The organism is Rhodococcus baikonurensis, assembly GCF_040489275.1.
In the GTDB taxonomy this organism is placed as follows: Bacteria; Actinomycetota; Actinomycetes; order Mycobacteriales; family Mycobacteriaceae; genus Rhodococcus_F; species Rhodococcus_F baikonurensis.
In genome coordinates this window covers 146,035-160,912 of the sequence record NZ_JBEUOQ010000003.1, presented here as the reverse complement: position 1 = coordinate 160,912, position 14,878 = coordinate 146,035, and the positions used below count along the sequence as shown (strand labels likewise).

The following is a 14,878-nucleotide window of genomic DNA, read 5'->3' as shown; positions in this document are numbered from 1 at the left end:
CTCAACTCTTCTCCGCGGCGAGATCGGATTCTGCCGCGTACTGCGCCAGCAGAACACGTTCGCGCTCGCGATGCGGATAGAAGAACGTCACCACCGCGGCCCCGGCGCACACGATGATGATCGCCGCGATGTAGGCGTTTGTATCCCCGTCCAGGAAGGCGTTTTTGGCGGCGGTCATGATTTGGTCCGCGTATTGCGGGTAGCGTTCCGCCAGAACTTCGGCGCTGGAGAAAGATTTGGTGAGCGCGGCCTGAGTTTCGGGAGTCACCTCCGATGCGTTCGGTGATGACGAGATCGCATTACCCAACGATTTTGCGTACCCGGCCGTGAGTATTCCGCCGAGAATCGACTGCATGATGGCCCCGCCCAGGTCGCGTTGCAGGTCCGACGTTCCCGACGCCATACCCGCGCGATGCACGGGAACGGATCCGGTCAGCGAACGAGATGCCGGTGTGCCGGCCAGGCCGACGCCGATGCCGACCAGTGCGTAGGCCAGCGCGACCTGCCAATACTGGGTGCTTTCGTTCCACAGGAACAGCGCGACGAACAACCCCAGAACGACGAACAAGTAGCCGGAGAGCAGCGTGACGCGGGCACCGTACTTTTCGATCATGGTCGCCGAGCGCGGCGCAACGATCACCATCGCCAGCGCAGCCGGAATGATGGCCGCACCGGCTGCCAGCGTCGAGTAGCCGAGGACGTTCTGCAGGAACTGCTGGCCGATGAACATCGCACCCATGAGCGAACCGAACACGACCAAACCGCCCACCGCCGCGACCCAGAAGGTCGGGCGCGCGGCTACGTGAAGATCGAACAGCGGATTGACCGCGCGTCGCTGTTGCAGGAAGAACCCGATACCCGCGACGACCGCTATCGCCCCGAGCACCAGAGCCAACGTGCCCGAACCCTTCACCGGCGCGAAGTTGATGGACAACACCAGCGCCCCGATGAAGACGATCGACACTGTGCCGCCGAGGTGATCGACCCGCTCGGTCGTCTCGTTGACGTGAGCGGGCACCAACACCAGCGAACAGATCAGGGCCACAAGGGCCAACGGAAGGGTGACGAAGAAGACCGAACCCCAGTGAAACTGCTCGAGCAGCGCCCCCGAGACGATCGGACCGAGTGCTGAAATCGCGCCACCTATTGCCGACCACATGGCAATCGCCTTGGTTCGTGCCGGTCCGGCCCACAGCGCCGTGATGATCGCCAGCGTCGTCGGGAATGCCAGACCTGCCGACACGCCCCCGACTATCCGAGCGAGGAACAGCACTTCGAAGTTCCCGGCGAATCCCGCCACGATCGACGCCGGAATGGACAGCGCCATACCGGTGACCAGCAACATCTTGCGGCCGTATCGGTCTCCCAAGGCCCCCAGGTAGAGCACCGTTCCGGCCAGGCCGAGCGAGTACCCTACCGCGATCAGGTTCAGTTGCGTCTGGCTGGCGTCGAAGGCCCGCCCGATGTCCGGCAGCGCGACATTCGCGACCGAGAGGTTGAGGTTCGCGACCGCAGCGACCAGGATGAGCGTCCCCAGGACGAGGGTGGCTCGATCCGGTGAAGCGGACTTGATGTCACTCGCCATGCGCGTGCTCCCATCGAGGTGGGACCCGGACCTGGGAGTTATGCCCGGATCATCCCGAACTCAAGATAGAACCCTCTCCAAGCGCTCGCACAGTGAACGGGTCCCTATTCGGGCACAATTTCAGCCAAGACGCCCTCGGCGCTGCGGGCAGCAACCAGGCACGCGCGCGAGGTAAACCTGTCGAAGAGCGGATGCCTGGACAACTCGCGCCATCGCCGGACAGCCGCCGTAGCCCGCGCACGCTGCACCTCCGGCGATTCTTCCGGTTCGCAGCCCAGACGGTCACTGGCCCGGATTCCGTAGCCACCGATCAGTCTTTGCAGTTGTGCCAGGTCGTCGGGTGGCAGATCCGTGTGTACCGAACGAAGTCGCCCGAGCAGTCGAAGTTCGTGGAAACCGTGAACGTCGGCGAGCAACCGTTGTGCCTCTGCCGCGATCTGATCGCCTTCCTCACTCGGATCGGCTTCGAGGATCCGGCCCAACGTCACCAGAGCGGTGTGCGATTTCAGTTGATCCGCGCGCTGCCCGAATTGAACGTCGATCACCTGACGCAGTTCGTCCAATCCGCTTCGCTCCAACAATTCCGCGGCCAGGGACGGGGAATCAGTGGCGCCCAGCTTGATCGACGTCACGGCGAGACGAATTCCGAAGAGCCCGAACCGATCGGCCAACTGCGCGCGCATGGCCGCGTCGACCGGAAGCGGACTGTCCTGCCTGGCAAAACGGTCCGCGGAGAGCAGCGCAAGGCTCAGATCCTCGGCCGGAACCTGCGCGAGCGCCGAGAAGGCCGCGAACTCACTCTGCCGCATCGTCCGAGCAGCGAGGGCGAGCAAACCTGCCACCGGAACCACCGACTGGCACAGGCCGGTTCGCTCCAACTCCTCGGCAAATCGTGCCGCGACGTCCTTCGCCGAGGACAATGCGTCGAGTCTGCCTGCACCGACCTCGTCAGCACGCGAGAGAACACCGATCACTCCGAGCGGGCCGGATTCTCCGCCGACATGATCAGCGATCTTCCCGAGGAACTGCATGTCGCTGGCGTTCAGGGCGCGCAGCAGATAGACCACTGCATCCGCGCCCGGTGCCCCGCCGTCGGGAACAAGCATGTCCCACGTTCTGGCCGAAACCTCGGTCGAGAGCGACGAGGTACCAGGGGTGTCGATGATCGTCGTGCGAGCCAATGCCGAAGACGGCCAGTCGACGTCGATGCGGTCCACCGAGTCTGCGGTGTACTCCCCCAGATCGAACGTGAGCCTGCCGTCGCGGCGCGTCACCGGCACGTTGAACTCGGCACCGTTCTCGGCCGTCGCGGTCACCTGCGGCGTTGTCCCGTTCCGATACCAGGTGACGACGCGCGTGCATTCGGTCGCGTCAGTCGGCGCTATATCCTGTCCGACAAGCGAATTGAGCAGCGTCGACTTACCCGCCTTGAGGGAGCCGGCGAGCGCCACTCGGAGTGGCTCGTCGAGCCTGGCTGCACATTCTTCCAACTGGACTCGCGTCTGCGGCTGGTCCGCGTAGACCCGTCTGGCGTGGTCGATCAGTGCGTGTGCCGACTCCACGGCGGTCAGAGCAGTCGCGGCATTCATGCGTTGGTCACCTTTGCCGAAGCAGGAGCGGGAGTTTCGCCGATCAGCGTTCCGGCAACGGCATCAAGCTCTGCGACGACGCGCATGTCGGTCTCCAGACGCTTGATACGAGCTGCATGTTCACTCGACTCCAACTGCGCGGCTTCCTGCGTGGCGCGGAGGGATTCGTTGATCGAGCGCAGCGCCTGCTCGGCGATGTCGGTGAAATGATCCCGCAGAAGCCGCTGCACCAGGCGGAGGCGATCCTTCGACTCCTTGCCCACCTGGAAGCTGACGTCGTCGGCAAACCGTCGGATAGCCGCTTTCGCCTCGGCCCGACGCTTGAGCACCTGCGCTTGCTTGTCTTCGCGATAAGCCTTGGTACCCAGCAGAACCCCGGCTCCGATCGAGATCGGGTTGACCAGTGCCATGCCCATCATCGTGGTGATCAAGCCGAACATCAGGACGCCGCCGTACGAGCCGCGCATGCCGACCAGGACCTTCTGAGTGATCCCGATTCGGCCGGATTCGAGGTCCGACAACGCGCCAACCGGTTCCAGGAAACCGTCGGTGTCGGCAACGTCGAGATGCGGGAGCGCGACGTCGCCGGTCTCCGCAAAGTGCTGCGCCACAACCTCTGCCAACCATTGAGCTCGATCGTGAGCCCACACGAAGTTGTCTCCGATGGCGGTGGCAATCTCCTGTTCGAGCCACTCCCCTACAACGTCCCAGTCCTTACCGGGATCGCCTTCGTCGACAGTCTCCTCGGCCTGGCGGGTGACCCGGCGCAACCGGTCCCGGAGGTCGTGATCGATGTCGGCGGCGAGGTCTGCGATGCCGTCGCCGAGGCTCTGTTGCCAGAGTGAGGTCTTCTTGTGCAGTTCCTCGGCCGCTGCCCGAGCACGCTGCAGGCCGGCAACCGCTGCCTGAGCTGTCGACGGATCCTTCAACGCCGCAAGCTCACTGCCCATCTCCAACGTCAGATGCGCTGCCGCGGAACGGACGTCCATCGCAACGGCGCGTCGAGTGTTCGACTCGGCACGCGCAACGACGTTGTCCCGCAAGAACTGATAGAGGTCCAAAAATCCGGATTCCGCTTCGAGTTCCTTGTCCCCCAGCCTCAGAGCGTGCGACCGCAGTACCGAGGAGATCGGAATGAGCGGCAGGTCCAACCCGGCTCGCTGGAGATGTCCGCGATCGGCGTCGAGGATCTGCCGCCAGTGCGGGTACAGATCGGTCTTGCTGATCAACCCGGCTACCGCAGGACACAGATTGACGACCTGGCGGATGAATCCCAGCTCCGGTTCGGTGAACTCCTGGCTGGAGTCCGACAGAACCAACACTGCATCGGCCGCAGTGATCAATCCCAATGTTCCTGCAGCATGAGGATTTCCATGACCACCGACACCGGGGGTGTCGATCAGAACCAAACCGTCGGCCAACAGAGGACTGGGAACACCCACTTCCACACGCAGAACTTCACGCCCTTCGGCGCGAGGCGTGGCCGGGGTGATCCCCATCAGTTCTTCGAGCGGGAGGGGCACCCGAATGGGCGCCGCACCCGGATCGGCGAGAATCAGTTCGGCGACCGCGGTCTCCGCGTGCTGAACGACCGTCGCCACGGCAGTGGTCTCGTCGTCACCGACCGAGCACACGTCGATGCCGAGCAGAGAATTGACGAACTGGCTCTTGCCCTGCTTGAGGGGTCCGACCACCACGATACGAATACGCGGATCATTGACTCTGACCTGAGCATTCTCGAGTCGGCGCACCAGATCCGTTCGCCCGAAATCCTTCGCCACGACTGCTGTTCGTTCGAGCAACGACGCCGTCGACGACGCGACGCGCGCCTTCCGACTGCTTACCTGACTCGCTGAATCACTCATGAGCTTCGTTGACCCGCAATTCTTCCCGACTCGAATATCCGGCCCTGCGAACGCATAGCGCGCGCAGGGCCGGATTTGTTACATCAGGTCATTTTGACCGATTTCAGTTCCTGCGTCAGCAGATCAGGGATGCAGGTGATCGACAACCGCAACCGGGTCGATGTGATCGACCGGCGCTGCAACCGAATCCTCGGCGAAGAGCGAGTGCCCGGTATCGGCGCTCAGTCCCGAATCGGAGCCCGAACCGAAAGCATCGGTCGCATCGATCGACGACCACGGGTTCAGCGCACCGGTCAACGAACTCGTCAGGTCGGACACTCCGCTGACTGCTCCACCGAGTGATCCACCCAGGTCAGCGACGCCGCCGCCGCCAACGGTACCGCCACCGTCGACGGTGCCACCAGCAGCCGCGGCTGCGTCGGCACCGATCGAACCCGTCACGTCGGTAGCTGCTCCGACAGCCCCGCCGAGCGATCCACCGAGATCGGTGACGCCGTTCAGTGCTGCGCCGAGCGACCCTCCCAAACCGGCTGCCGCGTTCGTGGCTGCGTCGAGACCTGCGGTTGCGTCGAGACCTGCTGTTGCGTCCAGAGCACCGCCCACCGTCGCTCCAAGATCGCCGGTCACAGCACCGAGGTTCAGTCCGTCCGCCGCGATACCTCCGAGGTCGACGGAAGGCAGTTCAGCGGAGATCGGGCCAAGGTTCACTGCGCCGAGGTCGACGGAAGGCAGGTCGGCGCCGATCGAACCGGTGTCGATTCCGCCGAGGTTCAGTGCCGTGTCCAGCGCTCCACCGAGTGCACCTTCGGCACCGAGAACGCTGTCGAGTGAGCCCCCCAGTCCGAGGCCGGCGCCCAGCGCACCGTCCAGCGCGCCGGTGAGGTCCGTGCCCACGGAACCGACAGCACCCAAGCCACCTGCACCTGCGAGAGCGGTGTCGAGAGCCGCAGCCACACCGGCGGCCAAGCCTGCTTCGCCGCCCAGGCCGAGTGCACCACCGAGGTCGATGCCGGTAAGTCCACCTGCGCCCAGCGCCGCGTCGAGGGCGCCGCCGAGTCCACCTGCGAGCCCGGCATCGACGCCGAGCGCCGAACCGAGGACGCCTTCGAGAGCCGTCGACAGATTCGCGCCGCCGCCCAGAGCCGCTGCGAGGTCTGCGCCGAGACCGCCTTCGATGTCGAGTGCTCCCCCGAGCAATCCGCCCAGTGCGCCGCCCAGGTCGGCTCCGACCGTTCCGCCGGCGCCGAGGGCACCGGAGAGTGCTGCGCTGAGCTGAGCGCCGAGGTCCGCGCCGCCGCCGAGTACGGCGTCAAGGTCGAGTCCTCCGCCGAGGCCCAGTGCTGCGTCGAGTGCGCCGCCGAGTGCAGTTTCCAATCCGCCACCGACGCCGAGTGCGCCGCCGAGCGCGCCGCTCAGGGCAGCACCGAGGTCGAGGCCGCCTGCGATATCGGTGAGGACGCTGACATCCGTGATCGCTCCGAGGACGCCGCCGAGCGATGCACCCAGATCGGCGCCGATCGTGCCGCCGGCTCCCAGGACACCGGAGAGCGCGCCGGACAATGCCGTGCTGAGGTCGCCCGTCAGAGCGCCGGCCAGATCCAGGCCGCCGCCGAGGGCAAGGGCGGATTCCAGAGCGCCGGTCAGGCTCGCCCCCAGTTCGCCGCCGATGTCGAGAAGACCACTGAGGTCTGCTGCGCCGCCGAGGAGTCCACCGAGAGCCAGTCCGAGATCGGCTCCGAGATCGCCACCGATGGCGAAGACGGGTGCGAGAGCTCCGCTGAGCCCTGCCGTCAGGTCGAGTCCGCCGACCGCGCCGATCGCGGCGTCGAGGGCTGCTCCCAGTTCCGCGGTCAGGCCGCCGGTCACCCCGAGGGCACCGCCCAGAGCCGCGCTGAGCTGTGCGCCCAGATCGAGAGCTCCCTCGAGATCGAGTGCACCACCCAGACCGAGACCGGCTTCGATGACAGCGCCGAAGGCTGCACCGAGGTCGGCACTGATCTCGCCGCCGATGGCAAGCGCAGCACTGAGGGCTGCTGCGAAGTCGCCGACCAGGTCGAACTGGCCGCCGAGGGCTCCTCCGACTCCGAGGCCCGCGCCGGCGCCGAGACCCAGGCTGCCGCCCAGACCGCCACCGAGACCACCGGTGAGGCCGCCGCCGATTCCGAGTCCGCCGCCGATTGCACCGGCAGCGGACGCGCCGGCGTTGACGATCGCGGACAGGTCGGCGCCGCCACCGGCAAAGAGGCCGGACTCGGCGACCAGCGGAGCGACCGCGACGATGTCGGCGGGGCTGACGTCGCACAGACCGGCAGCATTGAGGGCCGCAGTCGGGTTGGCGCAGTAGTTGGCAGCTGCCTCGTCGTCACGAAGTAGCCCGAGGATGAATTCGAGTACGGCGTTCGTTGCCATGGCGGGTTCTCCTGAAGTTCGTTGACCGGGCTGTTGCCGGTGGGTTGTTGCCGGTGATCCGGAAACTGGTGCGCTGCCAGAGGTAGCGAGTGGAATCAACGCTAAGAACTTTTGCGGTGGGGGCCAACGGGGTGCACCCCCCTCATCTGCAGGGGCGGACGGGGAAGTCCCCTATGGGCTACGCCCGGTCGGATTAGGGGATTTGCCCCGATTAGGGGATCGGCCCCCTACTTCTTCGCGACGCCTCCGATCCGGTAACGATCTTGGTCCTGAAACCGACATCGCAGACAACCGCGACAGTCCTTCTGTCGCCCACGACCAGGGGAGTTCGTTCATGGCGGCAGGGCTCGGCATCAGCATCGGTTCGGCCACTCTCGTAGCTGTCACCGACGGCTCGACCGGTGAAACGCAACAGGTCCGCTTACCCAGTGCACTGCAATTGGACGACGGATCCGTCATCACCGGATTTGTCGAGCGCGTCGGCGACCCGATTCCGATACTTGCCGCCGACGGTACCGAGTACCGTGGCGAGGCTCTCGCGGCAACAGCGGTAGGCGCGCTCGTGGGCCAGGCGGACGGCGATGAAGGGACAACCGTTGTCCTGGCTCACCCGGTGGCGTGGAACCGCCACACAACACGCACCATGGAGTCCGCGCTGGACGATGCCGGCGTTCACGGGGCTACTCTCGTCGCCGAACCTGCGGCCGTCATGGCGTGGCTCGCAGCTTCCGGAACTGCTGTCAACGACGGTCTGACCGTCGTCTACGACCTCGGCGCTCGCTCGCTCGACGTCACGATGATGTCCACGACCGGCGGACGGAGCGAAATCTTCGGAAAGCCACTGCGCAGCGAGGACATCGGCGGCGACGAATTCGATCACCTCGTCACCGTGCACCTGCTCGATGCGGTTTCCGACCACTTCGCAACCCTTGATCCGTTTGCTCCCGAGACGATTGCCGCGCTGGAAACTCTGCGCGAGAATGCCCGCGCAGCCAAGGAGGAGCTTTCCACCGAGACGGAAACCGTTGCCCGAGTGGCGCTTCCCGGCGCCCTGAGCGACATCCGACTCGTCCGTTCCGAGCTCGAGGATCTGATCCGGCCCGCCCTCACCGAATCGGTGGCTTTGGTGCGTGAAAGCCTGCGATCTGCCGCCGTCGAGTCCAGTGACGTAAATCAGGTTGTTCTGGCCGGAGGAAGCTCGTCCATTCCCCTAGTCGCCGAACTGTTGTCTGCGGAGCTTCGTGTCCCGGTGATCGCCGACGCCGATCCAGCGTCGTGCGCAGCGTCCGGCGCCGCGGCCCTCGCACTCGACGCCAGAGACTCGCACGTGCCGGCCGCCGCCACTGCAGTGATTCCCGTCGAGCCGTCGCGCAAGCCCGCACCGGTTCCCACCTTCTCCACGCCGTTGATTGCCGAGCCGACCGAAGAAGAGAACACGGCGACTCGACGCTCGTCGAGAGTGGGTGTCGTTGCTGCAGTGGTGGGAGCATTCATCGTGCTCGCCGCAGGCGGACTCGGAATCGGAACAGCCATGGACAAGATCAACATTCCGTCCAGTTCGGCGAACACCACCAACGAGTCCACCTCGTCCACCGTTTCGACCACACCGGGCTCTACTCCCGGCAGCACCACGGCAGCCGAAGCAGCAGGCACCGGATCCACGACTGCGAACAACGGCACTCAGAACAATCAGCCCGGATCTCCTGCTGCCGCAGCGGGTTCGACGACGGCGCCAGGGGCAGTGCCGGTTGCCGGCGCACCGGCTGGATCCGCGCCCGCACCGGGCGAGACCGCTCAGTCGGCGCCTGCACCTGCCGCACCCGGCGCCCCGGCTCCCGCACCAGCCCCCGCCCCGGCACCCGCGCCCGCGCCCGCCCCGGGAGCAGGCGTCGGAACCGGTATCGGTGATGCTGCGACCGGCATCGGCAACGGAGTCGGCGGTCTGGTCGACGGCGTCGGGAACGGAGTCGGCGGCGTGGTCGGAGGCCTCGGTAACGTCGTCGGTGGTGTCGGCAACGTGGTCGGTGGTGTCGTCGGCGGCGTCACCGCGCCGATCCGCTGACCGGACGGCTTTCGATGAACCGTGACAGCGGCGCCGAATCGTCCTACATCGCGGGACTTTTGCGCGGCATCGACCTGACTGCATCGCCACTGCGCCTGTTCGTCACCGGGACCGACGCCAGCGCTCGACCCCAAGTGACGAGAGCGGTGCGGAAGAGAATCGAATCGGGTGACAAGCCCGTGGTCACCGCAGTCACGCTTGACGCCCCGGTCGATGCGATCGTGGTGATCGCGGACGCGCAGGCTCTGACCTCCGACGAAATCCGCGCCCTGAACGAGCTGGTTCACCGTGACGACCTCGGAGTTGTCATCGCCTCCGATCGGATCGATCCTTCACTCGCACCGATCTATTCGAACATCTCGAGTTTCGGCACCGTCCTTCATCTGGACCCGTTGAACCGATCCGACATTCGGAAGATCGCCGCAGATCGAAGAGTTCCCCTCGACGACCGTGCCGTGCTGGCGCTCGAGCACCTTGCCGGTGGTTCCTTCGGGGCCGTCGAAGCGTATTTCGCCGCCGCCTCGGCGGGCCGCCCGGAAATGGCGACAGCCGTACGCACTCAGATCCTCCATCAGGTCACAGCTCTGCATCCGATCGAGCGGGAGATCCTCGAGGTTTCACTCGCCGTCCCGGACATCGACGCCTTCGAACTCGATCTGGGACAGGAGAAGTTCAGCCTCACAGCGGCATTCGACCGAGCACTGGCGACCGGCCTCTTCGGTTCCCGATCACCTCTCGTCGCAAGCGTGCTGGCCGAGTCGACCAGCACCGCGCGCATCCGCAGCGAGCTGATCAGAATCGTCGAATCACGCGCGCACGCGCGAACCCTCGACGTCGACACCGCGCGAAAACTTGTCGACTCCGGCATCCGCCACCGCGACCTCACGGCCGTACTACGAGACGCAGTCGACGGCAGTACACCGGCGGTCGCGGCAGATCTCCTCCGTCGCGTGAATTCGATCGAGGCTCTCGGCCTGGCCGACACGCTTCTGTACGCCCAGGTCTCGGCTCGAAGTGGTGACCTCGACACCGCTTGCCGCCTGGCCGATTCCGTCATCGCCGAACCCGATCCCGGCAACGCGCAACTGGCGGCGGCGGTACGAATCCGCGCAGCTGCATCCGCGGCCTGCGGCCAACTCGGCGCCGCTGCAGATCTCTACACCTGGCTCGGTACGGAGCGCACCGGAACCGAATCCCCCTTCGCCGCAATCACCTTCCTCGGCATCGGCAAGGTCGACGACGCGAACGCAGCACTGACCGGAATCACCGGATCACCGTCGAGTTCCACGGTCGGCGCTGCGACCCTGGCCAACGGACTGATGCAGTCGGTGACGGGAGTCGCACCGACTGCGCTCAACACGATGTCGCGCGCGCTCTCGCTCCCCGGCGGAGCAGACACATCTGCATTCCAGCCGGATTCCGCCCCGGCACTGGTAGCTCTTGCACTCCTGCACAACGGCGCCCACGAACGGGCCGCCACTGTCGTCTCGGCCGCGATCGCCGCCGTCGACGCAAGCAGCCACACGTGGGCACGGCTCCACATCCTTCGCGCCTGGATCGCGATGGTCCGCGGGCAGGACGCGGTCCTCGAGGGCCTTCCGGACGAGGTGGTCCGCGGCCCCCTCCGCGAGCGCGACTCACTGTTTCTACACGCGCTGATCGTCGGCCTCGCTCGTCGCACCGGCGATCTCGCTCAGTTACGTCGAGCTTGGTCGGGCGCAGCAGGCGCCCTCTCTTCGTGCAGCGTAGATCTCTTCAATCTCCTCCCCGTAGGCGAACTGTGGCTTGCCGCAGTGCGACTCGACGAGACCGAGCAGGTCGAGCATCTGGTCGACGACGCGCGCTCGCTCCTGCGCGCACTCGGTGAGCCGCCGCTGTGGTCTTCGCCGCTTCATTGGTACGGCGTCCAGGCATCGATCCTCGCGCAGTCACCCGCCGACCTCCTTCCACATGCGCACGCACTCGCGGAATCAGCCAAAACCCACACGTACGCAGCCGGTTTGGCGACCGCAGGCCGCCAGTGGCTCCTCCTCCTCCAGGGCAGCGTCGACGCCGACGATGTCGAAGCCGCGGCGCGGACGCTGAGTCGGATCGGACTCCCCTGGGACGCAGCCCGCCTCGCCGGCGAAGCAGCGCTCCGCACACCGGACACCAAATCGGCGACGGCATTGCTCCACGTCGCGCGCTCGCTACGCACAGCGTCGACGGCCGAGACGAACGGAACCGATTCGGCCGACAATGCGGCGCCACCGTCGGTACTGACCGAGCGCGAACAAGAAGTTGCCGAACTCGTCGTCGTCGGCCTGACGTACCGGGAAATCGGCGAACGTCTCTACATCTCCGCCAAAACCGTCGAGCACCATGTCGCACGCATCAAGCGTCGCGTCGGCGCGCAGTCTCGTTCGGAACTGCTCACCATCCTTCGTAGCATGACACCGGCGAACAAATAGTTAGCTGAATATTGTCCGGACGGTTGCATTTATCCGTTCAAGTGATAGTTTTCACAGGAATCAGAGCATACATACCGAGCAAAGTTCGGTAACTGTGAAACGGGGATCGCTATGAAGTGGGGAGTCGGACTCGCCGTCGGCAACAAACAAAGCATTGCCGCGATCGCGAAACCCGACTCGGCACCAATGATCCTCGAACGCGAATCGGTGCTGCACCACGCTCCTGACGGCACCGTGCAGCTAGGTGGAACCGCGACAGGATCCGCCGGCTTGCGGGGGTTCCTCGACAGGGTCGGAACTGACGATACCGACAACTTCTCCGAGCACATGACCCGAGGAGAGGAACTCGTAGCGACAGCGATGTATTGCCTGGTCAAGGAGGTCCGGACACTCACTGAACAGAGTCCGAACATCTCCGCGGTGATCCCGGCTGGCTGGTCGAACGATTCTGTCGCCGCGCTACGTGACGCACTCGACAGTATGGATCTCGACGGCGTCGACCTGATTCCGGAAGAGGAAGCCTCCGCGGCTTGGCTCGCGGATCCGGAGGCCGCCGACAGTGCAGCTCGCGGAGCAGCAGCGTTGGCCGCGCCTTTCGCGATCGCCCCTACCCAACCCGAACCCGAACCAACCGACCTGGCCGAGCCGGAGGGAGTCCCCGAGGAGTTTCCACCGTTCGTCCTGATCGAGCCGGAGCCGGAAAGTGACGCAAAGGTCCCGGTCGCGAAAGCACCGAGCGTCGACGGCTGGCTGAATCGTCAGTGGCAGTCGGAGCGCCGACCGATCATCGTCGCAGCTGTCGCCGCAGTTTTTCTGACGCTGTCGGGTTCCGCGGCAGCGCTCGTCATCGGGCACACGTCGACGGTTCCGGCGCCTCGGATTCTCGACGCACAATCTCCCTTGTCCCCCGGCACCACGCCTGACACCGCACCGAGCCCGTCCGGCGGGGCATCGCAGTCAGCGACCTCGCTCCCGTCTCAGGTACCCGCGCTCGGAGTACGACCGACGACGCCGTGGTCACCCGAACCGGAATCGCTCTCGCCCAACCCCTTGCCGACATCCGAGATTCCGAGCGTCGGCGTCGAAAAATCGCCGACGGGCACCGCGACCGTGCAGCAAGGTTCGCCGATCACCGTGCAGATCCCCCCACTTCGGATCGAGAATCTACCGCCGGCGGTCGGACCGCTGGATCCGGTTACCCCGGACAACCCCACCGCGACCGACCCCACGAATACACAGTCGACGCCGACACAGCCCTCCAACCCGACCGACACAACCGATCCGGTGGTTCCGAATCCCGACATGCCCGTCATGCCCGTGGCCCCGAGACCCGGAATGCCAAGTCAGCCAGAATAATTCAGCTGTCCGAGCGGAGGCGCACATTCGTTGTCGGAACTTTTCCCCTATGGTGGGTGCGGTACCTACCGGCTCGGTGCCGGGGACTTGAAGGGATTTCATGCGTAACTCGTTGGCGATCCGCACCGCTGTGGTCGGCGCCTCGGCACTACTGCTCGCAGCTCCATTCATCACGACGGCATCGGCAGAGCCCGCCTCCGATACGCAGGTCGAACAGCTCGAAGCCGATCAGCTTCCGGCCGAGTTGGTCGAGGCGATCGCACGCGATCTGAAGATCTCCCCACAGGAGTATCTGGACCGCGCCGCCAAAGCTCAGGAACTCGGCGCGTACGCCCAGGAGTTCAAGTCCGAGCGCCCTGGCGACTACGCCGGCTCGTGGATGGGACTCGACGGTCAGCCCGTCGTAGCCGTCACCACCACCGAAGCTGCTCGCATCGCCGCCGACGACGGTTACCGCACGCACGTCGCCCCTGTCTCCGCCGACACCCTCGAGAAGACGCTGGCCGACGTCAACGGTTGGATTGCCGGGCTGCCCAAGGAAATCTCACGCGCAGTCAATTCGGCGACGATCGACGTCTTGAACAACCAGGTCGTCATCGACGTCGCGAACAGCCCTGTCGGGCAGGCGCTCAATCTTCCGACCCTGCTCGAGAACACCAAGATCGTTCTCAGCCCGGACGGTGGCGGATCGGTCGAGCCCGGAGCACTCGGCGGCGACACCTACATCACGTCGACTGGCCCCATTCGTGAGACGCCGACCGAGAACATCTCGGTCTGCTCGTTCGGGTTCAACGCCGTCGACGATCAGAACAATGCACTCAATATCAGTGCCGGACACTGCAATCCGGCCGAGGGCTCGAAGTCACCGGTCTACCTGCCGAACCACGCGAACGTCGACGACAGTCAGTTGATCGGCGCGTTCTCACAGTCTTCCGTCGGCAACAACTCCGGCGATCTCGATTACTCGGTCATCAAGTTCGACCAGTCGGGCATCGACGCAGGCCTCGACCGCGCTGCCGTCCGCGGCGCCAACGGGACCACCCTCGCGATCACCGGAACAGCACGTCCCGTGATCGGCGCTCCCATCTGCAAGTCCGGTCAGACGTCCTCGTTCACCTGTGGCGTCGTGGCAGCCGATCGCGTCGAAACACAACTGGTCATGGCCGACGGTGATTCACGAACCGTCCGCGGATTCGCCGGTACCGCGTGCACCCTCGCCGGGGACAGCGGCGGCGCCATCGTCTCCGGAACCTTGGCGCTGGGTATCACCAGCGGCTCCAACAGCAGCGGCGCACCGAGTTGCAACGAGGCGAACCTGGTACTGGCAACCTCCGGTGGAACCTCGAACCTGGGTATTCCGGTCGGAGACATCCTCGATGCGGCAGATCGCGCATCCGGTGGCGGTGTCGGTTCCGGTATCCGCGTTCGCACTGCCGGTTGACCAACCCCTGATTCACGCTCTGTGCCCGCCGATCTGTTCTCGATCGGCGGGCACAGTGCTGTTATCGGTCGGGATCAGCGCTGTGTGCTCATGTAACGGGTGGGAATAGCGCGTTCGAACC

At 65.4% G+C, this 14,878-nt stretch carries 8 protein-coding genes; 4 read left to right on the top strand and 4 right to left on the bottom strand.

Annotated features, from left to right (window positions below; translation table 11 throughout):
- Nucleotide 1: 1 nt before the first annotated feature.
- From ABWI03_RS08325 to ABWI03_RS08310, 4 genes are all read right to left on the bottom strand, one after another.
- The gene (locus ABWI03_RS08325) at nt 2–1,585 is read right to left on the bottom strand and encodes an MFS transporter (protein ID WP_124567339.1); all 1,584 of its coding nucleotides are present in this window, start codon (nt 1,583–1,585) and stop codon (nt 2–4) included.
- Nucleotides 1,586–1,689: 104 nt separating this feature from the next.
- Entirely contained in the window at nt 1,690–3,174 is a 1,485-nt protein-coding gene (locus ABWI03_RS08320; protein ID WP_298775950.1) for a dynamin family protein, read from the bottom strand.
- Entirely contained in the window at nt 3,171–5,039 is a 1,869-nt protein-coding gene (locus tag ABWI03_RS08315) for a dynamin family protein (RefSeq protein WP_124567340.1), read from the bottom strand. Before ABWI03_RS08315 ends, ABWI03_RS08320 begins: the two co-directional genes overlap by 4 nt.
- Before the next feature lie 123 nt (nt 5,040–5,162).
- Entirely contained in the window at nt 5,163–7,448 is a 2,286-nt protein-coding gene (locus ABWI03_RS08310) for an IniB N-terminal domain-containing protein (protein WP_298775952.1), read from the bottom strand.
- 334 nt (nt 7,449–7,782) lie between these two features.
- Here ABWI03_RS08310 and ABWI03_RS08305 point away from each other — a divergent pair, with 334 nt between their 5' ends.
- The 4 genes from ABWI03_RS08305 to ABWI03_RS08290 all read left to right on the top strand — a co-directional run bounded on the left by ABWI03_RS08305 (nt 7,783) and on the right by ABWI03_RS08290 (nt 14,757).
- A complete protein-coding gene (locus ABWI03_RS08305; RefSeq protein ID WP_298775954.1) occupies nt 7,783–9,510 on the top strand; it encodes an Hsp70 family protein in 1,728 nt (575 codons plus the stop codon).
- A 14-nt stretch (nt 9,511–9,524) separates the two neighbouring features.
- Nucleotides 9,525–11,960: a LuxR C-terminal-related transcriptional regulator gene (locus ABWI03_RS08300; RefSeq protein ID WP_298775956.1), complete on the top strand. Its 2,436-nt coding sequence runs from the start codon at nt 9,525–9,527 to the stop codon at nt 11,958–11,960.
- Nucleotides 11,961–12,071: 111 nt separating this feature from the next.
- The gene (locus ABWI03_RS08295) at nt 12,072–13,316 is read left to right on the top strand and encodes a hypothetical protein (protein WP_298775958.1); all 1,245 of its coding nucleotides are present in this window, start codon (nt 12,072–12,074) and stop codon (nt 13,314–13,316) included.
- Nucleotides 13,317–13,416: 100 nt separating this feature from the next.
- Nucleotides 13,417–14,757, top strand: a complete 1,341-nt coding sequence (locus tag ABWI03_RS08290; protein ID WP_124567345.1) for a S1 family peptidase — start codon at nt 13,417–13,419, stop codon at nt 14,755–14,757.
- Nucleotides 14,758–14,878: the final 121 nt, after the last annotated feature.

Coding starts and splice junctions, on each gene's coding strand:
- ABWI03_RS08325 (WP_124567339.1), bottom strand. CDS start 1,585: ATGGCGAGTGACATCAAGTCCGCTTCACCGGATCGAGCCACCCTCGTC.
- ABWI03_RS08320 (WP_298775950.1), bottom strand. CDS start 3,174: ATGAATGCCGCGACTGCTCTGACCGCCGTGGAGTCGGCACACGCACTG.
- ABWI03_RS08315 (WP_124567340.1), bottom strand. CDS start 5,039: ATGAGTGATTCAGCGAGTCAGGTAAGCAGTCGGAAGGCGCGCGTCGCG.
- ABWI03_RS08310 (WP_298775952.1), bottom strand. CDS start 7,448: ATGGCAACGAACGCCGTACTCGAATTCATCCTCGGGCTACTTCGTGAC.
- ABWI03_RS08305 (WP_298775954.1), top strand. CDS start 7,783: ATGGCGGCAGGGCTCGGCATCAGCATCGGTTCGGCCACTCTCGTAGCT.
- ABWI03_RS08300 (WP_298775956.1), top strand. CDS start 9,525: ATGAACCGTGACAGCGGCGCCGAATCGTCCTACATCGCGGGACTTTTG.
- ABWI03_RS08295 (WP_298775958.1), top strand. CDS start 12,072: ATGAAGTGGGGAGTCGGACTCGCCGTCGGCAACAAACAAAGCATTGCC.
- ABWI03_RS08290 (WP_124567345.1), top strand. CDS start 13,417: ATGCGTAACTCGTTGGCGATCCGCACCGCTGTGGTCGGCGCCTCGGCA.